Annotated in this window: 18 protein-coding genes; 6 read left to right on the top strand and 12 right to left on the bottom strand. The window is 34.8% G+C overall.

What is annotated here, in order from left to right:
* Positions 1–7: 7 nt before the first annotated feature.
* The 4 genes from dxr to KF816_15955 all read right to left on the bottom strand — a co-directional run bounded on the left by dxr (position 8) and on the right by KF816_15955 (position 3,502).
* On the bottom strand, positions 8–1,153 hold the full coding sequence (gene dxr / locus KF816_15970) for a 1-deoxy-D-xylulose-5-phosphate reductoisomerase (protein MBX3009519.1): 1,146 nt from the start codon (positions 1,151–1,153) through the stop codon (positions 8–10).
* 1 nt (position 1,154) lies between these two features.
* Positions 1,155–1,646, bottom strand: coding sequence for a hypothetical protein (locus KF816_15965; GenBank protein MBX3009518.1), 492 nt, complete (start codon positions 1,644–1,646; stop codon positions 1,155–1,157).
* Between the two features lie 177 nt (positions 1,647–1,823).
* Complete coding sequence (locus KF816_15960; GenBank protein ID MBX3009517.1) at positions 1,824–2,546, bottom strand: hypothetical protein; 723 nt, start codon at positions 2,544–2,546, stop codon at positions 1,824–1,826.
* Positions 2,543–3,502 (bottom strand): nitronate monooxygenase, encoded by a 960-nt coding sequence (locus KF816_15955; GenBank protein MBX3009516.1) that lies wholly within the window; start codon positions 3,500–3,502, stop codon positions 2,543–2,545. Before KF816_15955 ends, KF816_15960 begins: the two co-directional genes overlap by 4 nt.
* A 149-nt stretch (positions 3,503–3,651) precedes the next feature.
* Here KF816_15955 and KF816_15950 point away from each other — a divergent pair, with 149 nt between their 5' ends.
* From KF816_15950 to ahcY, 3 genes are read left to right on the top strand one after another with little or no spacing between them, the layout of a single operon-like run.
* Positions 3,652–4,629, top strand: coding sequence for a nucleotidyl transferase (locus KF816_15950; GenBank protein MBX3009515.1), 978 nt, complete (start codon positions 3,652–3,654; stop codon positions 4,627–4,629).
* A 19-nt stretch (positions 4,630–4,648) separates the two neighbouring features.
* Complete coding sequence (metK, locus tag KF816_15945) at positions 4,649–5,791, top strand: methionine adenosyltransferase (GenBank protein ID MBX3009514.1); 1,143 nt, start codon at positions 4,649–4,651, stop codon at positions 5,789–5,791.
* 14 nt (positions 5,792–5,805) lie between these two features.
* On the top strand, positions 5,806–7,125 hold the full coding sequence (gene ahcY / locus KF816_15940) for an adenosylhomocysteinase (GenBank protein ID MBX3009513.1): 1,320 nt from the start codon (positions 5,806–5,808) through the stop codon (positions 7,123–7,125).
* Between the two features lie 30 nt (positions 7,126–7,155).
* Here ahcY and KF816_15935 read toward each other — a convergent pair whose 3' ends face one another.
* From KF816_15935 to KF816_15910, 6 genes are all read right to left on the bottom strand, one after another.
* Positions 7,156–7,596, bottom strand: a complete 441-nt coding sequence (locus KF816_15935; protein ID MBX3009512.1) for a response regulator — start codon at positions 7,594–7,596, stop codon at positions 7,156–7,158.
* Positions 7,563–8,876, bottom strand: coding sequence for a GHKL domain-containing protein (locus KF816_15930; GenBank protein ID MBX3009511.1), 1,314 nt, complete (start codon positions 8,874–8,876; stop codon positions 7,563–7,565). Before KF816_15930 ends, KF816_15935 begins: the two co-directional genes overlap by 34 nt.
* A 483-nt stretch (positions 8,877–9,359) precedes the next feature.
* On the bottom strand, positions 9,360–9,884 hold the full coding sequence (locus tag KF816_15925) for a hypothetical protein (protein MBX3009510.1): 525 nt from the start codon (positions 9,882–9,884) through the stop codon (positions 9,360–9,362).
* Positions 9,885–9,983: 99 nt separating this feature from the next.
* On the bottom strand, positions 9,984–11,009 hold the full coding sequence (gene amrS, locus KF816_15920; GenBank protein MBX3009509.1) for an AmmeMemoRadiSam system radical SAM enzyme: 1,026 nt from the start codon (positions 11,007–11,009) through the stop codon (positions 9,984–9,986).
* 4 nt (positions 11,010–11,013) lie between these two features.
* Positions 11,014–12,441: a pyruvate kinase gene (pyk, locus tag KF816_15915; GenBank protein ID MBX3009508.1), complete on the bottom strand. Its 1,428-nt coding sequence runs from the start codon at positions 12,439–12,441 to the stop codon at positions 11,014–11,016.
* A gap of 70 nt (positions 12,442–12,511) precedes the next feature.
* Positions 12,512–15,001 carry an AAA family ATPase gene (locus KF816_15910; protein MBX3009507.1) on the bottom strand — a complete coding sequence of 830 codons (2,490 nt, stop codon included), beginning with the start codon at positions 14,999–15,001 and terminating at the stop codon, positions 12,512–12,514.
* Positions 15,002–15,271: 270 nt separating this feature from the next.
* On the opposite strand from KF816_15910, the gene mfd reads away from it, so the two are divergent.
* The 3 genes from mfd to KF816_15895 all read left to right on the top strand — a co-directional run bounded on the left by mfd (position 15,272) and on the right by KF816_15895 (position 20,012).
* Complete coding sequence (gene mfd, locus KF816_15905; protein ID MBX3009506.1) at positions 15,272–18,610, top strand: transcription-repair coupling factor; 3,339 nt, start codon at positions 15,272–15,274, stop codon at positions 18,608–18,610.
* A gap of 104 nt (positions 18,611–18,714) precedes the next feature.
* Entirely contained in the window at positions 18,715–19,140 is a 426-nt protein-coding gene (locus tag KF816_15900) for a heme-binding domain-containing protein (GenBank protein ID MBX3009505.1), read from the top strand.
* An 8-nt stretch (positions 19,141–19,148) separates the two neighbouring features.
* Positions 19,149–20,012: a DUF72 domain-containing protein gene (locus tag KF816_15895; protein ID MBX3009504.1), complete on the top strand. Its 864-nt coding sequence runs from the start codon at positions 19,149–19,151 to the stop codon at positions 20,010–20,012.
* 10 nt (positions 20,013–20,022) lie between these two features.
* On the opposite strand, the gene KF816_15890 is transcribed toward KF816_15895, so the two are convergent.
* Together KF816_15890 and KF816_15885 are read right to left on the bottom strand one after the other, a co-directional pair.
* Complete coding sequence (locus tag KF816_15890; GenBank protein MBX3009503.1) at positions 20,023–20,538, bottom strand: hypothetical protein; 516 nt, start codon at positions 20,536–20,538, stop codon at positions 20,023–20,025.
* Positions 20,539–20,658: 120 nt separating this feature from the next.
* The gene (locus KF816_15885) at positions 20,659–23,280 is read right to left on the bottom strand and encodes a valine--tRNA ligase (protein ID MBX3009502.1); all 2,622 of its coding nucleotides are present in this window, start codon (positions 23,278–23,280) and stop codon (positions 20,659–20,661) included.
* Between the last annotated feature and the right edge of the window lie 90 nt (positions 23,281–23,370).

The raw sequence follows: 23,370 nt of genomic DNA, 5'->3' as shown, positions 1-23,370 counted from the left end.
TTCTCTTTTAGTTAAATATTCTTTTCAGATAATCTCGTGTTAAAAAATCTGCTTCGATAATTGTTTCCAGAGATGCTGATTTTTCAATTTTTATTTTTTCAAGCGCTTGTAAAATTATTTCGGGAATCTGTAAAAATTTTATTTTGCCCTCTAAAAATTTTTCTACAGCAATCTCATTAGCGGCATTCAAGACACAAGGAGCAGTACCGCCAATCTCAATTACATCATATGCCAGTTTTAAACACCTAAATTTATTAAAATCTGGCTCAAAAAACGTCATTTGATTTATTTTTTTAAAGTCAGTAGCTACACCATTATAACTTAATCTATCTGGATAAGTTAGGGCGTACAAAATGGGAAGTTTCATGTCGGGCGTGCTAAGTTGTGCTTTTATGGAGCCGTCAATAAATTCTACCATTGAGTGAATTATAGATTGCGGATGAATCACCACTTCAATTTTTTCTTTAGGAAGATTAAATAACCAATAAGCCTCAATCACCTCGAGACCTTTATTCATCATACTTGCCGAATCAATGGTTATTTTATTTCCCATTTTCCAATTTGGATGATTTAGTGCCTCTTTCACAGTTACCTTATTTAACTCACCAATTGGTTTCTCACGAAATGGTCCGCCTGAGGCGGTCAAAATTATTTTATTGATTCGACGTCTATTCTCTCCAACAAGGGACTGAAAAATGGCGCTATGCTCAGAATCGATTGGAAGTAAATCAACATCGTATTCATTACAAAGTAAAGAAACAATTTCTCCTGCAACAACCAATGTTTCCTTATTTGCCAAAGCAATTCGTTTTTTCTTTTTTATCGCTTCAATTGTAGGCGTTAAACCTGCAAAACCAACAAGAGCTGAGACGAAAACATCATAATCAGAATTGCGAGTTATTTCTAAAATTCCCTGATCCCCCGAGAGAATTTCACATTTATTGCCTACCATTTCTCTTAATATTTTTGCTTTTTCAACATTTCGAACTGCGGCTTTATGAGGATTGAACTCTAATATTTGTTTATGAAGTTCATCAATATTTTCATTAGCGGATAAACCGGATATCGAAAATTTATCGGGGAATGTTCTAACCAACTCAAGGGTATTTAAACCTATAGAACCAGTTGAACCAAGCAGCAAAAGCTGTTTCATTTTATCCTATAAAATTATGAGTAATCGCAAAAAGAAAATTAATAAGCACTATAAAGTTAATGATTGTATTTAGTTTAAAAAGTTTTTTCAGATTACTGTAAACGCCCGCAGAGAGTGTATCAGAATTATCGCTATTTGCTTGAAGCCCCAATCTTAATTTTCTTGCTGTGGGAATAAGGAAAGCTCCCAGAACTATTAAAAGAATAACCATTAATATTTGTTTTGATGCAAGCCAGTGATTTGCGCTCATTTGAAAAAAATTGTACCCGGGATTTAATAATACCAGCGAAATTCCGGTAACTAAAATACCAATTGCGCCTATCATACCAAGCAGATTGATTAAATAAAGGTATATAGATATATAAGTTTTTTGACTGACACTACCGGCAGTATTTTTTATCATTTTTCTTATGGGAAAATCCAAAATAAAATTTACAAGCCAGATTCCGGCAAATATAATATGTAAAGTCAAAATTGCTGGATACGATTCCATAAAGAATTCCTTCTTTTTAGTTAAAATAGCTATAATTAATTAGAAAAGTGAATCTCCTCAATACAATATAACCCAAGTTTGTGGGGGATAGTTCAACCCCAAACCAGTATCGGACCTTCAAATTTTCTGAATATTAATTGATATCTATGGCATAATAGTGAGGGGTGAAAAGAAAAACTATTCACTTTTCTTGGTAGGTTTCAACCACTCAGAAAATAATGATTCCATTTGGGTGAAGTCGTCATCATCTAAATTAAATGTAACAGAGAGAGCAAAGGTATCAAGTATCACCAAACCATTTATAGTTGCGTCGCTCCGCTCAATTTCTTGAATTTTTTGGGCAGACAATCTATTAATTACCTGTATTTCAGCATATAATTCTTTTAACTCATCGAAATTTTCTGATACTGTTAAACCGTTGCGTTCCTTAAAATATTGAGCAAGTAAAAACATCGAGAAAACACGAAACTCCGTTTCTTCTAAAGTTGAAAATGGAAGATGAAATCTAACAAGTGGTTTGAGTTTACCAAGAATTGGGCAGCCACAAGTACTCATAAGTATGCCGGAAATACTGGATACCGCCTGCTGAAAGGATGTTTCCTTAGAATATATCCTATCATTTGAGATTACTTTTACCGCAACTCGAACAGTTGAAGAAATATCATGAAAGTGACTTATTAATTTATTTGTAGTGAGAGCTATCGGGCAATAATCATCAGGTTTTAGATCGCACTTATCATTAACACATCCAAATTCTTTGCGAAGAGCCCAGTAAGGCTTAATGGGTTCTGTTTTTTCAACCAGATTTAAATCATTCTTATCAATAAGAAACTCAAAATTTTTTATCTCTCCGCTTTCCAAACGAAGTTCATAACGGTATGAAATATATTTATTCTTCATCTAATATTGGCCATTTCATTTATTCTTGCTAGGTTATTATCGAAATCTTCAACTAATAAATTTATAGTATCCCTAACAGTGCTTATTTTTTTTATTAGGCCAGAACCCTGACCAGCTTCAAGTAATCCCTCAATAGTATCTCCCTCAAAAATACCATGCATCTCTCTTTTAGAACCAAGGAGTAATTTCAAATCATCAGCTTTAATGTTCTCGGATTCGGCTTTTTGAATAACAGTGGTGAAATTGTTCTTTAATGCACGTACCAATCCAATTTTTTTGAGAATTAGTACAGAGTCAGTATCAGAGGAATTTATAATAGCATTTTTATAATTAATATGCGCGGATGACTCTTCCGTGGCGGCGAACAAGGTTCCAATCTGAACTCCTTCAGCGCCTAATGATAAAGCTGCTAATATACCGGCACCATTAACAATACCACCAGCCGCGACAATAGGAATTTTTAAATTTGATGAGAGCTGAGGGATCAAAGAAAATGTAGTAATTTCATCGGTGCCATTATGACCTCCGGCCTCAACTCCTTCACCAACCACCGCGTCGCATCCAACGCTTTCAGCTTTTAAAGCATATTTTAAAGTAGGGACTACATGTACTACGATGATATTATTTTTTTTGAGTAGATCAATATATTTACCAGGGTGACCAGCTGATGTGAATACAATCTTAACATTTTCATTTATTACAGTATTTATTAAATCTTCAGCATCACCTCTTAATAGTGGAATGTTGACTCCAAACGGTTTATTAGTTGCGGCGAAACACTTTTTAATATGTTCTGAAAGCAGCAACGGTTTCATTGAACCGGCACCAATTAAACCCAATCCACCATTATCAGAAACTGCCGAAGCTAATCTCCATCCGCTAACCCAAACCATTCCCGCCTGAATGATTGGATAAGTAATTCCAAATAATTCAGATATACGATTCTTGATATGCACTGGTTTTGTACACATGGCTATTTATTCTTAGCGCAAGTTAGAAATAAGGTTAATAACATTAAACAAGAATTTTACTTATCTCTTGCCCATGTTTGATTAAAGCAACGGTATTAAGTAAATTTGAAACCAATTTAATTATAAAGGTAGTAATGAGGGCAGTAATACCGGTTGCAGGTATTGGTACACGTCTAAAGCCGCATACATATTCTCTTCCAAAAGTATTATTAAATGTTGGTGGTAAACCCATCATCGGTCACATTATTGAAAAACTAATTGCTGAAAAAATATTTAAAGCCACCTTTGTTATAGGTTACCTTGGTGAAAAAGTTGTGGAATATGTAACAAACACATATCCTGAGTTGGATGCAAAGTTCGTTACTCAAGAAATTGCACTGGGATTAGGTCACGCTATATCCGTGGCGTCAGAAACATTTGATGATGAAGAGATCTTTATTATTCTTGGCGATACAGTTTTTGATGTTAATCTGTCTAAAGTATTTCAAAGTAAAACTAGCGCTCTAGGTGTTAAAAGCGTAGAAGATCCTTCCCGCTTTGGTGTGGCGATTTGCAAAGATGATCAGATCGTTCGCTTAGTTGAAAAACCCAAAGAACCAATTTCTAAGCTTGCTCTGGTAGGTTTGTATTATATTAAAGATTCGAGATTACTTGTTGAATCTTTAAACGAATTATTTGACAAAGATATTAGAACAAAAGGGGAGTTCCAGCTTACTGATGCGTTGCAGATAATGATTAACAAAGGTGAATATTTTACTACATTTCCAGTTGAAGGCTGGTATGATTGCGGGAAACCAGAAACTCTTCTTAATACAAATCAATTTTTACTAAAGAATGGTGGAACTCACAAAATATACGATAGTGTTGTAATTGTTGATCCAGTTTATATAGCAGAAAGCGCCATTGTTGAAAACTCAATTATTGGACCATTTACTACAATTTCGGATAATTGTGAGATCATAGATTCAATCATCAAAAATACCATAGTTAACTCGGGCGCAAGAATTGAAAAAGCTATGCTTAAGGATTCAATAATCGGCAATAACGCTTTAGTAAAAAGTAGTTTTAAAAAACTTAATGCAGGCGATTCATCAGAAATAGAATTTAACTAATTATAAAAAAGAGGAATAAATGTCATACTTATTTACTTCAGAATCTGTTTCGGAAGGGCATCCGGATAAAGTATGTGATGCAATTTCGGATGGAGTTTTAGACGCGATCTTTTCCCAAGACCCTAATGCCCGTGTTGCGTGCGAGACTTTTGTAACAACCGGATTAGTAGTAGTTGGTGGTGAAGTTACAACTAAAGCATATATAGATATTGAAAAAGTTGTTCGAAACACAATTAAAAATATAGGCTATACTAAAGCTGAATATAAATTTGATTCCGAATCTTGCGGCGTTCTCAACGCAATTCATTCTCAATCTCCAGATATCGCCATGGGTGTTGATAAAGGCGGTGCCGGAGATCAGGGAATTATGTTTGGTTATGCATGCGATCAAACGCCGGAATATATGCCAATGCCAATTGTTTATGCCCACAAACTAGTAAAAAAACTTTCGGATGTTAGAAAGAAAAATTTAAAATTAATGCCATACTTAAGACCCGACGCCAAATCTCAAGTAACGATTGAATATGATGATAATGGAAAACCATTACGAGTGGATACTGTAGTAATATCAACTCAGCATGATGGAAATGTAAGTCAGAATAAAATTAATGCAGATGTTATTCAGCATATAATTAAAGCAATTATACCTTCGAAATATCTAGATAAAAAAACAAAGTATTATGTTAATCCTACCGGTCGTTTTGAAATTGGCGGTCCTCATGGCGATAGTGGGTTAACTGGAAGAAAGATTATTGTAGATACTTACGGTGGATGGGCACCACATGGCGGTGGTGCTTTTAGTGGTAAAGATCCATCTAAAGTTGATCGAAGCGCAACTTATGCCGCCCGTCATATTGCTAAGAATGTTGTTGCGGCAAAACTAGCTAAAGAATGTTTAGTGCAAGTTGCTTATGCAATCGGAGTTGCTGAACCTGTTTCAATATTTGTTGATACTAAAGGAACCGGTAAAATTTCCGATATCAAAATAGCGGAGATGATTAAAAAGGAAGTTGATTTAACTCCTAAAGGAATTATTACAAGATTAAAATTGAGAAGACCAATTTACCAAAAGACTTCTTCCTATGGTCATTTCGGAAGAAATGATAAGGATTTCACATGGGAACAATTGGATCTTGTTTCGACATTTAAGAAATATATTTAAGAAAGAGGAAAAAAATGAGTCAAGCATTAGATACAAAACAACTAAATTATAAAGTAAAAGATATGTCACTTGCCGAATGGGGAAGAAAAGAAATATCATTGGCTGAAGCTGAAATGCCCGGATTAATGACGCTTCGTGCGGACTATGGAAAATCAAAACCCTTAAAGGGTGCCCGCATTGCCGGTTGTTTGCATATGACGATTCAAACTGCAGTATTAATTGAAACACTCATCGAATTAGGTGCCGAAGTAAAATGGTCATCATGCAATATATTTTCTACTCAAGATCATGCCGCCGCCGCAATTGCAGCAGCGGGAATTCCTGTTTATGCTTGGAAGGGAATGAACCTGGAAGAATTTGATTGGTGTATTGAACAAACATTATTCTTTGGTGAAGATAAAAAACCGCTAAACATGATTCTTGATGATGGAGGTGACCTTACTAATATGGTACTTGATAAATTTCCCGAATTAATTTCCGGTATCAAGGGAATCTCAGAAGAAACAACTACTGGTGTTCATCGTTTATATGAAAGAGTTGAAAAAGGTACTTTACAAATCCCGGCAATTAATGTAAACGATTCTGTTACCAAATCAAAATTTGATAATAAATATGGATGCCGTGAATCATTGGTTGATGCGATTAGAAGAGCAACCGATTTAATGATGGCTGGTAAAGTTGCAGTTGTAGCCGGTTATGGTGATGTTGGAAAAGGATCTGCCCAAAGTTTGAGAAGTGCTGGCGTTAGAGTAATTGTAACGGAAATTGATCCAATATGTGCTCTTCAAGCGGCAATGGACGGATACGAAGTTAAAAAAATGATTGACGCTATTCCGCGTGCTGATATTGTTGTAACGGCAACCGGTAATGTTGATATCATTTCGGAACAACATTTCAAAAAAATGAAAGATAAAGCAATTGTTTGTAACATCGGTCATTTTGATAACGAAATTGACATGGCCTGGCTTAATGATAATTATGGAAACACAAGAGATACAATTAAACCGCAAGTTGATAAATATACAATTGATGGTAAAGATATAATTGTATTAGCTGAAGGAAGATTAGTCAATCTTGGCTGTGCAACGGGTCATCCTTCATTTGTGATGTCGAATTCTTTCACGAATCAGGTTCTTGCTCAAATAGAATTGTGGAATAATTCAGATAACTATGAAAATAAAGTATATATGCTTCCTAAACATTTAGATGAAAAGGTAGCAATGCTTCATCTATCAAAAATTGGCGTTGAGCTTGATTTGTTGAATGAAAAGCAGGCTAAATATATTGGGGTTAAAGTAGAGGGACCATTTAAGCCCGATTACTACCGTTATTAAAAATTAAGCCCGGGTTTAGCCGGGCTTTTTTTATGATGTGCAATAACATTCAGATTCGGAAATTCCATTACCATATAATATTTTTCCCTTAGATTCCAGAAGCTGAAACATCGATTTAAGCAGATACTTTATGTCCGATGGCTTGCTTATATAAATATCGCATCCCGCATCAAGAGCATTTAATCTATCTATATTATATGCATGAGCTGTGTAACAAATTATTGGCGTATCGAGATACTTTGGGTTTTGCCTCATTTCGCGTGTAAGGTCCAATCCATTTTTCTTCCCCTTAATTGAAATATCCATTAAGATAATGTCATACTGCTCGTTGTTGATATGAGCATAAAATGTTTCGGATGAGTCGCACATATCTATAGCAAAATATTTTTTTAAAAATAAATTGAGAAATTTCTGATTCTCGTAATCATCCTCAGTAATTAGAAGTTTGGGTTTTTGAATTGCTGTGCCCATTTATATCCTTCCTTTAATAAAACGGTAAATGTTGTACCTTTATTTATTTCTGATTTAACGTGAATTTTTCCCCCGTTCTGATCAATATAATTTTTTACGATGGCCAATCCCAATCCGGTGCCATCATACTTTCTTGTATACCCCATTTCTTCCTGAGTAAACGGAGTGAATAGTCTATCAATATATTCCTTCCCCATACCTTTCCCGGTATCTTTAAAATCAACGCAAACATATTTATCATCTCGCCTGATTCTTATTTCGATTTTGCCGGAATCGGTGTATTTGATGGCATTATCTAATAGATTAGAAAACGCGTGAATAATGCTGTAGTAGTCTATTAATATTGAAAATTCGGGCTGTAGTTCATTTACAAATTCAATATTTAATTCTTTTTCCTGAGCAAGTGAATTATACTCCTCGAGTATGGTAAGTATTAAAGCTTGCAGATTTACTTTTTCGAAGCGTGGTTCATACTTACCCGCATGAATTTGGGACATGTTCAGTAGAAGATCAAAAGTTCTATAAAGTCGCTTGCTGTTATTTTTTATTGCCAAAAGAATTGGAGAATAATCGGGGATGCCTTCTCTTAATAATTCATCTTTGAGGTAATCAGAATATCCAACAATAACATTTAGGGGAGATCTTATCTCGTGTGAAATTTGAGCTAAGAAAAACTCTTTAAGTTTTTTTGATTCCTCGGCTCTGCCAAGCGCGTCAATAAGATTCTCCTCAGTTTTTTTGAGCTGTGAAATATCTCTCCCGTAAACCTGGCAAACATTAAACTTTGCAACTCCCGCAAGTAAAAATTGAAAGTGAGAATTATTTAGTTGATAACTGTAATCGGTAATTATATTATTATCAATAATCTGCTCTATATTTACATCTATTAAGAAGGGAAGTAGGTTTTGAATTTGCTCACCGAGAAGCTGATGACTATGGTGAAACGCTTTATGAGCGGTATTGTTAGCAAGAATTATTTTTCCCTCAACATCAACACGCAAAATTATGTCGGGGGAAAACTCGGCAAATTTTGCCATCATTTCAGCCTGCTGAAGCCGCAGCTTTTCTTCCTGGATTAAATGTTTTACCCTCATCGGAATAATTATAAACCGGTAAAAGATAAACATTACAACCAGAACAACTACAACCACAATGAGTGCGAAGAATAATGGATTCTCAAAGCTTAGTAATAAATTCCGATCGATCCGCTCTAACGATTGAAAAGTAGAGTCCAAAGATGATTTGGGCAATGCTTGTAATAATAAAGAAAGCTGCTGCATCTGCAAATCCTATTGCCATATTTAAAACTTTGAAAAGAATAGTGGTCTGATAAAACAATAACATTAATAAAAAGAAATTAATTTTTGAATAATTAACGTAACTCATTATGAATAATTTTAATATCATAATAAAGATTATTGAATGCAATAGAGCAACTAAAATGAAATAATAACTAGTTTCTAATCTCACATTAAATAGACCGATGACAAGCATAACCCAAATAGCTAAGATCAAATACTTGTGCCTCATTAAAACAACTTTATCAGTTAGTGAAATTATAAGGAGAAAACTAATTGCAACAAAGTATCCTAACGGAATACTTTTGCTAAGAAGGAAGCTATATCCCAGGCTAAACGTATCTCCAATCGCCAGTATTAAAAAAAAATAAAAAAGTGGAGTTCTGAATTGCCTGATAGGAGGGAAAATCCAAATAATGAATCCGACTGAATAAATTATTCTAAAAAAATCAGCTAATCCCATATTCAATCAAGACAATATGGTGGGCACATTGTAGACATTTCAAGTACATTATTTTCAGTTGAGAGTGAAATAACGCCTCCTCTTCTCTCAATTAGTACTACTTGTAAATCATCAAGTGCCAAAAATTCTTCAACAACCTCGGTACTATAAACCGCGTAAATTTCATTTTCATTAATCGACGTTTCGGGGGTTCTAAATTCTCCTATTGAGTTGGAATTAATTGATGTTGAAATGGAATGTTCATTTATTCCTATTGAGTTATCAATTAAAGATCTTCTTTTTGCATCAACAACCACCGGCTTGCCATTCTTTAAATTAAAGTACATATACTTTCCGGCTTTTTTAACTGCCTTTAAAAGATCTGCTTTAGATATTTCGGCAGTGCCAAATACTCTTCCAAAAAGAGCATGCGCCTCGGCTTTCTTGAATATCTTTCCGATTCTTTCTGATTTTTGAGCTGCGGATTGGGTTGTTAAACCGAATGAAATAATTAGCAACAACCCTAAAAAAGTGATTAGGTTTTTCATGTTTACTCCTGGCTGGTTATGTGAGTTTATTTTGAGACAATCATTGCCCCGTTAAACCGTTCCAAAATTCCAAATTGTAGGAGTAAGATGCAACAGAAATCACATAAATATCCCGGGAATTATGGCACCACACTTTGGGCATTGATTGGATTTAATGTTGTTTTGGATTATTGAATGCCAGTCTCGTTCTATAAGTAAATGTTTACAGTAGTGGCAGTAAGTTGAACTACCTGCTTCATTATGAATATTTCCCAGATAGCAATACTTTATTCCCCCCTTTAGGGCAATTTCTCTGGCTCTAAAAAGAGTTTTGTGGGGAGTCCTTGGTTTTGAGAGCATTTTAAAATCGGGATGGAATGCAGTAAAGTGAAGAGGAACTTCATCTCCTAAATTTTCAACGATCCAATTGCACATTAATTTTAATTCGTCATCGTTATCATTTTCATCGGGAATAAGTAGAGTAGTAATCTCCAGCCAAATATCGGTTTCCTTCTTTATCCAAATTAAAGTATCAAGCACCGGATTGATATGAGAAGCGGTAAGTTTATAATAAAACGATTCTGTAAATCCTTTTAAATCAACATTGGCGGCATCAATATATTCAAAGACTTCACTTCGAGCATTTTTATCAATATAGCCGGCAGTAACCATCACATTTTTAATATTTACCTCTCTGGCAATCTTAGAAATATCAATTACATATTCGCCAAAGATTACCGGATCGTTGTACGTGTATGCGATTGAAGGTACTTTGTTGTTTATTGCTAATTCAACAACTTGGGTTGGAGTTACATCTAATGAATGAATATTATCGAGCTTTGTTTTACTCATTGACCAATTCTGACAAAACTTGCAACCAAGATTACACCCGGCAGTACCAAAACTTAATATTTGTGTACCGGGATAAAAATGGTTTAATGGCTTCTTCTCGATTGGGTCAATCGCAAATCCGGTAGGATGACCATAACCGGTTGAATAAAGTTTTCCATTTATATTTTGGCGGATATAACAAAATCCCGCTTGAGATTCGCCAATTGAACAATAACGGGGGCATAACGTACATAATAACTTTCCGTTATTATCTTCGGTCCACCATTTTGCCAGATGTAGCGAATCTTTTATCATAAAATTATATTACTTCAAATCGAATCCAGTTTTCCCGTACATTTTTAATTTTCAAACCACCTTCAGTAAAAATAACGAGGTCCCCTTCCTCAAGTAAATTTTCTTTCAACATAATCTCTCTAGCTTTTACAGCGGCTTTTTGCCGGTCACTTATATCCTCACAAAAAACTGAAACTACTCCCCACTTTAAAGCAAGCTTGTTCATCGCGTCAAAACTATCTGATACAGCAATAATTTTTGCGTGTGGTCTGAATTTAGATAGATTAGTTGGAGTATCACCTTTAGCTGTAAACGCAATAATTGCTTTTGCGTTAATTTGCTTACTGATTGAACATATCCCCTGGTTCATCGATTCAAAAAGATTTCTATCAATGAATTCCGGTTTCACAAAATCAATTTTCCTTTCAAACTCATATGCCTTTTCGGAGTTTATGATTATTTCCTTCATAACCTTTACTGCTTGTTCGGGAAATTTACCAACAGATGTTTCCGCGCTAAGCATTACAACATCAGTTCCATCCCACACAGCATTTGCTACATCGGATGCTTCAGCTCGTGTTGGGACCGGATTATTAACCATAGATTCAAGCATCTGTGTAGCGGTTATAACTAGTTTACCTAACTCGTTGCATCTTCTAATAATTCTTTTTTGAATTATTGGGACTTCATGCGGTTGAAGTTCAACTCCAAGATCACCGCGGGCAACCATTATTCCATCTGCTACATTTAGTATCGAATCGAAATTGGAAACTGCTTCCGGCTTTTCAATCTTTGCAATAATTGGTTTTTCATATCCATTGCTTTCTAACCATTTTCTTAGATCTGTAATATCCTGTGCATTTCTAACGAATGATAGGGCTATATAATCTACTCTATACTTGAGCGCGAATTCAAGATTTGCTAAATCTTTTTTAGTGAATGAGGGAGTGCTTAATTGCATTCCAGGGAGATTCATTCCTTTTTTGGGTTTAAGAATTCCCCCATTTATTATTGTGCAGGTTACAGAGATATCGCTCTTCTCAATAATTTTTAATTTGATAAGCCCATCATCTATTAATATTAAATCACCGATCCTCGCGTCCTGTGGTAAATTCTTATAACTTGTTGAAACTTTTTGGTAAGTTCCTAAAACATCCTCGGTTGTTATCTCTATAGTCTCGTTATTGTGCAATTCAATTGATGGAAGCGACAATTCACCAATTCTTATTTTAGGTCCCTGAAGATCAATAAGAATAGGAATTGGTAGTGATTTTTTTACACAAATTTTATTTATAGTATCAAAGACCTTCTCAAAATATTCAAAGCTGCCATGCGAAAAATTTATTCTTAAACCGTCAACTCCCGATTCTATTAATGGAAGAAGCGTTTTTTCTGAGTCGCAAGCCGGCCCTATCGTGGCCAGTATTTTTGTCTTTGCGAATGGTTTTATCATTTTATTTTTTTCTCGATTTAATGAAAATATAATTTACTTGTGCAAACTTAAAATAGATTAAAAAAATTTATCATTTTTTATTATGCTTTTTTACCTGGATATCACTCGATTGCTGATTGTTTTTGTTGTTGTTCTTTTTTGTTGACGCCGGTTTTAATCTATTTCTCATTGAATGAAGTTCTTTTTCAACAAGTCCAAATAAAGTATTCTGCTCATACTTCCCGTTTTTTGATTGTTTACCGGCTTTAATTCCAGTTAAAATTTCAACGGCTTGTTCAACTGTTGATACAGAATAAATGTGAAACAATTTATTTCCAACAGCTTGAATTATTTCATCGTTCAGCATTAAATCCTTTACATTTTGAAGAGGAATAATAACACCGTTAGAACCATTCAATCCGCGATTTTTACAAATCTCGAAGAATCCTTCAATTTTTTCATTCACTCCTCCAATAGGTTGAATTTCACCTTTCTGATTTACAGACCCAGTAATTGCCAACGATTGTTTTATTGGTACTTTTGATATTGCAGAGACAAGTGCGGCAATTTCGGTAATAGAAGCGCTGTCGCCATCAATCATTCCGTAACCCTGCTCAAAACCGATACTTGCGGTGAATGATAATGGAAAACGCTGACCAAATTTTTCTTTGAAGTATCCCGAAATTATCAACATACCTTTATTGTGAGTGTTTCCACTCATTCCAGCTTCTCTTTCAATATTTATAATGCTTCCATTACCAAGAGCGACGCTCGCAGTAATTCTTGTTGGTTTGCCAAATGCGTAGTGACCGCTTTCATAAACAGCTAACCCGTTAATTGTACCAATACGCAATCCATCTGTATCAATTAAAATAGTTCCTTCAGTAATCATTTCTGTTACTTTTGATTCGTACAAACTATGTCTCTCTTTTGAAGATTTGTATGCGTGTTCAACATGGTAATTAGTAACAAATTTACTTCCATTATCACGAGCCCAAAAACTTGACTCACGAGCAAGATCGGCGATATATGCAAAACGGGTTGTAAGTTTATTTTTTTCTCCCGCATAACGTGCGCCAAATTCAACAATTTTTGAGATTGCGGATTTATCAAACTCCAAAAGTTTTTCAGATTCAATCAGCTTCTTAATAATTCTAGCATATTCACCAACTGCGCGTTCGGTTCTCTTCATCTCATAATCAAAATCGGCTTTTATCTTAAATATTTTATTGAAGTCCCCCTCATATGATGAAAGAAGCGAATAGATATAATTATTGCCAATAAATATTACTTTAGTATCAATTTGGATTGGCTCCGGTTTTAATACAGATGGGGAGAGCTGATAAAAATTAGCAATATCCTGTATTTCAAGCTGTCCGAATAAGAGCACTCTTTTTAATGTTTTCCAAACTCCTGGTTCGCCGAAAGCGTCAATTGCATTAATTACTAAATAGCCGCCATTAGCGCTTAATAAAGAGCCCGATTTTATTCTGGTAAAATCGGCATACCAGCCCCCTTTGCCGTCACTATATTTTTCAATTGTGCCGAATAAATTATTGTATGTTGGTGAAGTCTCAACAATCACCGGGCATTTTTTTGTCCTCGAATTATCCAAAATTATATTTACTTCATATTCTTTTAGATAATCTATTATTACTCCATCTTGGGTTTCTTCCCGAACCGGTTTTTTACCTTTAAATACATCCAGATTCTGAACAATATTTTCAGCAACATCATCAAGGTATTTCTTTACTTTAGAAATTTTATATTTCTTCTTGATATCATCGATTGTCACTGAAACAATATCCATTACAGATTCAGTTTCAAGGTTCTGAATTTTCTCCTGAAACTCCTGAGTTAAACGAAGACTCTCTTTAAATACGGTTTGAAGTTCATCCTGATATGAGGCGTATTTTTTTATGATTTCATCGGCATCATCTCTTTTAACTTTCTGTGTTCTCACAAGATCATCGAGCTGATAAACAAAAACCGGTTCATCATTAATTACCGCGAGGATTTCGGGACGAGCCATTTCACCTACTTTTACTTGCCCTAGAGTAAAATTATCGCTGCGAAGTTTATCCTCAAATTTATTCATCATCGCTTGTTGTGTAGTACCGTAAAGCGCAATCATCGATTTCTTTTTAGATAAAAATGGTTCGGTGGTTAATACTTTTGGTATTCGCTCCTGCAAAAACTTAATATGCTTTAACAAATCCTTTCTAAACTTTATAGCGGATCCCGCCGGAAATTTTAGCAATGTAGGTCTGTCGGTATCTTTAAAATTATTTACATATGCATAATCAAAAAGGTTAATATTGTTCGGTGAAATTGATTCGAGCATTATTTTGATTGTAGTAAACTTTCCGGTTCCTGAGAGTCCGCATACAAAAACATTATAGCCCGGGCTTTTTAATTCAACACCAAGTTTAAGAGCTTTTATTGCTCTCTCCTGGCCGACTATTCCATCTATCGGTTTAATTTCTGTTGTAGAATCCACTTCAAAAACATCGGGGTCACAAGTCCATTTTAAATCTTCTGGTTTTAACTCAATTGCGGGACGGGCTTTTTTTAGGGACATAAGTTTTCCATTAATGATATGGAGCTAAAATAATAAAAATTAAAAAGAAGGGCTCTATAAAGTTATCAATTATGAATGGATTGTTGAATTTTAGAACTGTTATTGTAGTGAAAGTTCTACCGATTACAATCAATGTTCGCCAATAAATAATAAGAGTATAATTACTTTCACGGCTTTAATAATTCCATTAACTTTGAGAAGTCTTTTACGGAAATTCCCTGGCCGCGTTGCGGTACGGGGTTTTCTATATTTTAAAAACAAATAAATATTATGAATAAAACTCTCGAGAATATCTTATCAGCAGTACCGGCTTTTGAAGTAATTAAAAAAGAACTTTATCAAAAAAATAAGCAGATAGTTGTCTCGGCATTTGCCGGGTCTTCCCGACAATTTTTTATCTCAGACATAAACCGTATTGAAAAACAAATTGTATTACTTTGCCCCTCGGTGCAATTAATCAATGAAACAAAAGTCGAGCTAGCTATTCTTGGTCTTGATGAATATGTGATAACTCTTGATGATTATCATCCCGAAACTATTCAAGAAAAACTAACCGATCTTGGTAAACGGAAGCGGTTTATATTAGTTACAGGTTATGAAATTCTAAAACTCCGGCTTCCTTCTAAAAACGATATTGAAAAAAACACAACGAGAATTGAAGTTGGGGGCACTCTAACATTTGATGATTTAATTGATTACCTAAATTCAATTAATTATACACGCGATAAGTATGTCGAAAGTCCCGGAGATTTTGCTGTCCGTGGTTCAATCATTGATTTTTGGTCATATAGTGAAAAACAGCCGGTACGGTTAGAATATGATGGCGATTTTCTTGAATCAATACGTCATTTCGATCCTGATAGTCAGCGCTCTCAAGATAAAATTGAAAATGTAACATTGGCTGCAGCCGTTGCCGATGATGAACAATCCTTTAGTGATATTATTGATTATCTCGATACTCCTTTAATCTTCGCCCTACAATATGAGCTTAGAAAATTATTCAGCAATAAGGAAGAGCAGAAAGGTATTGAAACATTTGAGGAAATTGACCCGGACTTAGTGGAGGAATTGTATGAAGGGGGAATTAAAGAAACTCAAAAAGTAGATGCAGATATAATTGCCGGTCCTATTGATAGTATTGAAAAACTTTACTCAAAAAACGCCAGATGGCTGATTGAGGAAGTTATAGAAAGCATTGATAATAGAATTGAATTGAATCTCGCCTCAGCACCAATAGTAAATTCCAATTTCGAACTTTTATTTAATGTACTCAAGGACTACTCAAAAAAGAATTACCAGATAATTATTACTGTTGAAAATGAATTACAAAGTAAAAGAATTAAAGAATTACTTTCGGAGTTCAGAGAAGAACTTGCCAATCTAATTGAGGAAGGTAAAATAAAAATTGAGGTACTTGCTATTAAATGTGGCTTTATCTCAAAAGAGGGAAAGCTACTACTCTTAACAGATTACCAAATTTTTAATAAACCCTATCGTTCTAAAATTTCCTCAAAACAAAAAATTAAAAAATCACGCGCTAAGGAATTTGCGTCTATTCAGCGGGGCGATTATGTGGTTCATGAAAATTTTGGTATTGGACAGTATGCAGGATTAGAGACAATAAAAATTGGTAGCGTTGAACAGGAGTCAATCAAAATATTATACGCCGAGGGGGGAATAGTTTATGTAAATATGAATTATCTCGCACTCGTAAAGAAGTTCTCTTCTAAAGATAATGTACAGCCAAAATTATCTGTATTGGGAGGAAATGAGTGGAAGAATACAAAGAAAAAAGTAAAAGCGAAAATAAAGGAAGCCGCACGTGAACTTATAACTCTTTACGCAAAGAGAAAAGCTTCTCAAGGATTCGCGTTTAGACCCGATTCTATTTGGCAGAAAGAGCTCGAAGCTTCATTCTTGTATGAAGACACTCCCGATCAGGCAAAAGTTACTGAAGATGTAAAACGGGACATGGAAAATCAGAACCCAATGGATCGGCTGGTTTGCGGCGATGTTGGATTTGGTAAAACAGAGATTGCAGTTCGCGCGGCTTTCAAAGCTGTGAATGATGGAAAACAAGTGGGACTTCTTGTTCCAACCACAATTCTCGCCGAACAACATTACAATACATTTACCGATAGACTTTCCCAGTTTCCTGTAAAGGTAGAAGCAATGTCACGCTTTCAAACTCAAGCTGAGCAAAAAATAATTGTTGAAAGATTAAAATCGGGTGATCTCGATATAGTAATTGGAACTCATCGACTGCTCTCGAAAGATATTCAGTTTAAAGATTTGGGATTGTTAATAATTGATGAAGAGCACCGATTTGGAGTAATGGCAAAGGAAAAACTTCGCGCATTTAAAGCAAATGTAGATACCCTCACATTAACTGCAACCCCAATACCTCGTACCTTAAATTTATCATTACTCGGTGCGCGTGATCTTTCAATTATTGCTACGCCTCCTCCAAACCGCCAGCCGATTTATACCAAGGTTGATATTTTTGATATTGTTAAAGTTCGTGAATGGATATTGACGGAACTTAGAAGAAACGGACAAGTTTACTTCGTTCATGACAGGGTTCAATCAATTCAAAAAATTGCGGCGTATATTCAAAAATATCTACCCGATTTAAAAATTGGTGTTGCACATGGACAAATGAAACCTGCCGAATTGGAAAAGGTAATTCATGAATTTCTCAGTAAAAAATATCACATGCTCATTTCAACAAAAATAATTGAGAGCGGACTGGATATTCCTAATGTGAATACTATTATAATTAATAGAGCAGATAGATTTGGTTTGGCAGAGTTGCATCAGTTGAGAGGTAGAGTTGGAAGAAGCGACAGACAGGCATATGCCTATTTTTTAATTCCATCAATGGAAACCATTACAAAAAAAGCGGTAAAACGATTGGCCGCAATTGAAGAATATACCGAATTGGGAGAAGGATTTAGTCTCTCAATGCGTGATCTGGAAATTAGAGGATCGGGAAACCTTTTAGGAACAGAGCAGAGTGGTTATATGGATTCTGTTGGATTTGATCTCTACTTAAAAATGGTTGATGAAGCGGTTGAGGAATTGCGGCAGGATGAATTCAAAGAAATCTTTAAGGATTTACCAAAGCAAATTGAACGGTCCGAGCCCACAATTGATACATATTTTGAGATTGGAATACCTAGATCATTTATGCCTGAGCAATCTGATAGATTAAGTTACTACACCGCTCTCTTTACTGTATTAAATGCTGTCGAAATTGATGAAGTTGTGGATGAACTTAAGGACCGGTTTGGCAAACTTCCTGGAATGGTTTCAAGACTTATAATGGCGGCTACTCTAAGGTTTCATGCATCCACCGCATTACTTGAGAGAATTATAATTCAAGAAAAGAAAATTATCATAATACTTCCAAAAGGGGATAGAGAGGACTTTTACAAGAACAAATTTATGGGAGTATTGACCTTCATCAATTCAAAATACTCTAAAGATATTAAATTTGTGCAGTCGAATGATGTGCTCAAACTTGAAATGATGAATAAATTTCACTCGCCTGAAGATTCGATGCTGTTCTTAATTAAATTTTGTAAAGAGGTGGAAGAACTAATTTAGCACAAACAAAAAATTCTGCATGAACCTAAATAATGAGTTTATTGTTGGTAAAAATATCAGACTGTTTTTAACTTTAAAATATATTCATGAAAGCTGAGGATTAAGTGGGTAAAATTATATTTTACATTTTTGTTATTGCATCAATAGGAATACAATTCATAAAGGTTGAGAAATCTAATCCCCCTGTTACGGCAGATTTAAATGCGCCAAGTGAAATTAAAGCTATATTAAAAAATTCATGTTATGATTGTCATTCCAACGAAACTAAATATCCTTGGTATTCTTCAGTTGCTCCAATTTCATGGATGATCGCAGACCATGTGAAAGAGGGAAGAGCAGAGCTAAATTTTTCTGAATGGGAAAAATTATCCTATCAAAATAAATCCAACTTAAAAAAGAAAATTTGGGAAGAAGTGAATCATGATAAAATGCCCCTTTCCGGTTATTCAATTGTTCATCCAACCGCACAAATGGATGAGATGAAAAAATTGGCTATTAAAGATTGGGCACTTAAAAATGGTTATAGATAAATATTAGTATGGCAACTTTACGAATAGGTACATGCAGCTGGAAATATGATTCGTGGAAAGGATTAGTTTACAGCGATAATCCGGAAATCAATTTTCTTGAAGAATATTCCAAAGTTTATAACACTGTGGAAATTGATCAATGGTTTTGGTCGTTGTATGGAATTAATAAAATCACTCTTCCCAAAAGCGAAGTAGTTACTAATTATAAAAATTCGGTAAATAAAAATTTTCAGTTTACCATTAAACTTCCAAACAGCATTAGTCTAACGCATTTATACCGGCAGGAAAAAGACGCGCCACTAATTCCGAATTCTCATTTTCTATCATCAGAGTTGCTTACAGAATTCATTCGCATCATTAAGCCATTAAAACATAATCTTGGACCTTTAATGCTTCAGTTCGAATATCTCAATAAGCAAAAAATGAAATCCCAGTATGAGTTCCAAGGATTGTTTCGAGAGTTTGCTAAAACACTTCCGCCCGAATATCAATTCGCAATCGAGATCAGAAACCCAAACTATATCAATGATAAGTATTTCCAGTTTCTCAGAGATCTAAATATTGGACATGTTTTTCTGCAAGGTTATTATATGCCGGATATTTTTGAAGTTTATTCGAGATACAGAGATTTTATAAAAAATTATGTGGTTATTAGACTGCACGGGGATGATAGAAAGGGAATTGAACAGCGAACCGGTGGAATGTGGAATCAAATTGTTGATGCTAGAGATAGTGAAATTGAAAATCTTGTTAAGATGATCTTGGAGCTACTTGAGAGAAAGGTTGACGTTTACCTGAATGTTAATAATCATTATGAGGGATCGGCACCGTTGACAATAAAGAAAATTAAAACATTACTGGAATCGGTATAGATTTCTGATTTTAAATTGTAAGATTTACTAATGAACCGTTATCTTTGAAAATTTTTGTATGGTAGGTTTTTTCGAGACGTTCTTTCCAAATATCAACTTTGCCTGTTAGAAGTTTTAACGAGGTAGTTTTCTTTTCATTATTTAAAACAATATAGTAACCGACAGGTTTGGACTCATCAATTATGGCTTCAGTATTCTTTTCTTCGTTTGGAGTGTCTAACTCATCCCCAGCCAAAATTTCAATACGACGATTCTTATTAACTTCATTAAATTGCTTTATAGTTTGAAGCAATTTAGCAACTGGGGTGTTTTCGTATAATCGAAAATCATTTCTAGTATCTGGGATTTCCTCATCGAGTTTTTCTGTAATAAAATTGTCAACAATTGGTGCCGGGGTTTTTCGAGGAAAATTTTGCTGGGCCTGCTCATTTTTTAATTGAGCAATTTCACGAATTCTTTCCGCTTGCTGGTTGGCTGTAAGTACCTGACTAACAATCGGGTTACTATTTAAAGATACTGATGTCATATTCTGAATTATTTACAAAACAACAATAAATGTTCATAGGAAAGAATGCAACTTTAAACTTTGAATAGATTATCCAAATCACAATAGAAACTAAAGTAGTTGGTAATACAGAATACCCCTTTATTCCAGATCTGCCAAGATTGACTGTAGCTTTTCCAAAGCTTTCTGCCAATCATCCATCTTCATTCTTTCTCTCTCAATTACTTCAGCGGGAGCTTTGGATACAAAGTTTTCATTCTCAAGTTTTTTGCGTACACCTTCAAATGAACCGAGTAATCTTTTCATCTCTTTTTGAATGCGCACCCTTTCAAGTTCGACGTCTATTAATCCTTCAAGCGGAATAAATATATCGCATCCTTTAACAACAGCTGAGGCACACGCTTTTGGCTTGTCAATTTTCTGGTCAACAGTTAATTGATCAATTCTAACAAGTGTTTTTATGTAGCGCTCTTGTGCCGAAGTTACCGCTGAACTTTTCAAGAAAACATTTATTTGTTTTGAAGGAGCAATATTCATTTCACCGCGGATATTACGAATGGCAGTTACTACATTTTGAACGAAATCAATTTCAGCTTCAGCGGTATTGTCAATTAGGGATGCATTAAATTCAGGAAATTTTGATGTTGAGATACTTTTGCCAGAATCTCTCTTATCCAACAGTTGCCAAATTTCTTCTGTAATAAATGGCATAAAAGGATGAACCAATTTTAGCATATCTTCATATAGCGAAATTGCGCGTGAGAGTACAGCTGATTTTACCTCATCACTTCCATGATACAATCGGTTTTTTGAGAGCTCGATGTACCAATCACAGAAATCATTCCATACATAACTGTAAATCAATTTTGTAGCGGCGTTAACATCAAATCGATCTAACGCGTCATTCACATCTTTAATTGTTTTATTAAACCTGCTGATTATCCAATTGTCTGTAAAATCGAGATGCTTATTTTTTAGGAATGGATCAAGCTTGATATTCTGAGCGTTCATTAAAAGAAATCTTCCGGCGTTCCACATTTTATTGGCAAAATTTCTTCCAATCTCACATTTATCAGAGCTAAATAAAACATCCTGCCCTAAAGGAGCTATATATATAATCGAAAATCTTAACGCATCGGCTCCATATTCCTCAATTAAATCAAGTGGATCGGGAGAATTGCCCAATGATTTGCTCATCTTTCTTCCGTCACTATCACGAACTAGTGAAGTAAAGTAAACATCTTTAAATGGTACTTTCCCCATAAAATGAAGTCCGGCAATAATCATTCTTGCAACCCAGAAGAAAATAATATCAGGTGCAGTTACAAGCAGATCAGTTGGGTAATAATATTTTTGATCTTTTTCAGTAGTGAATACATCCTGTGCCCATAACCAGCTCGAAGCCCATGTATCGAGAACGTCATCATCCTGATACCAATTCTGAATGTCTTGTGGCGGATCAACCTCGCAGTAAATTTCTTTAGTTTCTTTATGATACCAAACTGGAATTCGATGCCCCCACCAAAGTTGACGTGAAATACACCAGTCTCTAATATTGCTCATCCAGTGTTCGTAAGTTTTTACCCAATGTTCTGGATGAAATTTAACTTGTCCCTGCTGAACAACTTCGATAGCCGGTTTGCAGAGTTCATCCATTTTCATGAACCACTGTTCGGAAAGATAGGGTTCAATTGGAACATTACCTCTTTGCGAGTAACCAACTTTATTTGTGTAATCTTCTATCTTGTGGAGAAATCCAAGCTGCTTCATTCTTTCAACAACTTTCTCTCTTACCTCATATCTATCAAGTTTTCTAAAATCGCGCGGCACATTTCCATTGGTTGTTGCATCGTCATTAAAAATATTTACCATTTCAAGATTATGACGAAGCCCCATATCATAATCGTTGATATCGTGAGCAGGAGTAACTTTTACAGCACCGGTACCAAATTCTTTATCCACATACTCATCAGCAAATATTGGAATTTCTCTTCCAACAATTGGAAGCACAATCATTTTGCCAATCAAATTTTTGTATCGTTCATCTTCCGGATTAACAGCAATTCCGGTATCACCCAGCATTGTTTCCGGTCTAGTTGTTGCAACTATCACAAATTCGGTTGAATCTTTAACGGGATACTTAAAATACCAGAGTTTACCATTTACTTCTTTATAAAAAACTTCTTCATCAGAAATTGCAGATTTAGAAGCCGGATCCCAATTTACCATTCTGTAGCCACGGTAAATTAATCCTTCCTTATATAATTTTACAAAAGCTTCAATAACTTTTTTATAATAATGCGCATCCATTGTAAAGCGTTCTCTATTCCAATCGCAACTAATGCCAATTTTTCTTAATTGCTGAAAAATTATTCCGCCATATTTATCTTTCCATTCATAACAGTATTTTAAAAATTCTTCTCTAGTTATATTGTCCTTATGCATTCCTCTTTCTTTCAGCATTCCAACAACTTTTGCTTCGGTAGCAATTGATGCGTGATCAATACCTGGTACCCAACAAGCGTTAAATCCTTTCATTCTTTTATAACGAATAAATATATCCTGCAGCGTGTTATTTAAAATGTGACCGATATGAAGTATGCCGGTTATGTTGGGCGGAGGTATAACAATTGTATAGGGGTTTTTTTTACTATCAACTTCTGAATGATAAAGACTATTTTCTTCCCAGTATTGGTACCACTTATCTTCGGTATCTTTTGGATTATAAGCTTTCGGAATATCTTCAAGATTTTTAGGCTGCATTAATTGCTCTAATTTTTTAATAATTAGCGCAAATATAATGAATTTGACTGGTATTCATGTGTTGAATTAATTCAAAAATAAAATAGAATT

The organism is Melioribacteraceae bacterium (genome assembly GCA_019638015.1).
Lineage (GTDB): Bacteria > Bacteroidota > Ignavibacteria > Ignavibacteriales > Melioribacteraceae > JAHBUP01.
This window is presented reverse-complemented; position numbering and strand designations above follow the sequence as displayed.

What these genes read in the sequence shown, in the direction of transcription:
- dxr (MBX3009519.1), bottom strand. Translation starts at nt 1,153, where the DNA reads ATGAAACAGCTTTTGCTGCTTGGTTCAACTGGTTCTATAGGTTTAAAT.
- KF816_15965 (MBX3009518.1), bottom strand. Translation starts at nt 1,646, where the DNA reads ATGGAATCGTATCCAGCAATTTTGACTTTACATATTATATTTGCCGGA.
- KF816_15960 (MBX3009517.1), bottom strand. Translation starts at nt 2,546, where the DNA reads ATGAAGAATAAATATATTTCATACCGTTATGAACTTCGTTTGGAAAGC.
- KF816_15950 (MBX3009515.1), top strand. Translation starts at nt 3,652, where the DNA reads ATGAGGGCAGTAATACCGGTTGCAGGTATTGGTACACGTCTAAAGCCG.
- metK (MBX3009514.1), top strand. Translation starts at nt 4,649, where the DNA reads ATGTCATACTTATTTACTTCAGAATCTGTTTCGGAAGGGCATCCGGAT.
- ahcY (MBX3009513.1), top strand. Translation starts at nt 5,806, where the DNA reads ATGAGTCAAGCATTAGATACAAAACAACTAAATTATAAAGTAAAAGAT.
- KF816_15935 (MBX3009512.1), bottom strand. Translation starts at nt 7,596, where the DNA reads ATGGGCACAGCAATTCAAAAACCCAAACTTCTAATTACTGAGGATGAT.
- KF816_15930 (MBX3009511.1), bottom strand. Translation starts at nt 8,876, where the DNA reads ATGCAGCAGCTTTCTTTATTATTACAAGCATTGCCCAAATCATCTTTG.
- KF816_15925 (MBX3009510.1), bottom strand. Translation starts at nt 9,884, where the DNA reads ATGAAAAACCTAATCACTTTTTTAGGGTTGTTGCTAATTATTTCATTC.
- amrS (MBX3009509.1), bottom strand. Translation starts at nt 11,009, where the DNA reads ATGATAAAAGATTCGCTACATCTGGCAAAATGGTGGACCGAAGATAAT.
- pyk (MBX3009508.1), bottom strand. Translation starts at nt 12,441, where the DNA reads ATGATAAAACCATTCGCAAAGACAAAAATACTGGCCACGATAGGGCCG.
- KF816_15910 (MBX3009507.1), bottom strand. Translation starts at nt 15,001, where the DNA reads ATGTCCCTAAAAAAAGCCCGTCCCGCAATTGAGTTAAAACCAGAAGAT.
- mfd (MBX3009506.1), top strand. Translation starts at nt 15,272, where the DNA reads ATGAATAAAACTCTCGAGAATATCTTATCAGCAGTACCGGCTTTTGAA.
- KF816_15895 (MBX3009504.1), top strand. Translation starts at nt 19,149, where the DNA reads ATGGCAACTTTACGAATAGGTACATGCAGCTGGAAATATGATTCGTGG.
- KF816_15890 (MBX3009503.1), bottom strand. Translation starts at nt 20,538, where the DNA reads ATGACATCAGTATCTTTAAATAGTAACCCGATTGTTAGTCAGGTACTT.
- KF816_15885 (MBX3009502.1), bottom strand. Translation starts at nt 23,280, where the DNA reads ATGCAGCCTAAAAATCTTGAAGATATTCCGAAAGCTTATAATCCAAAA.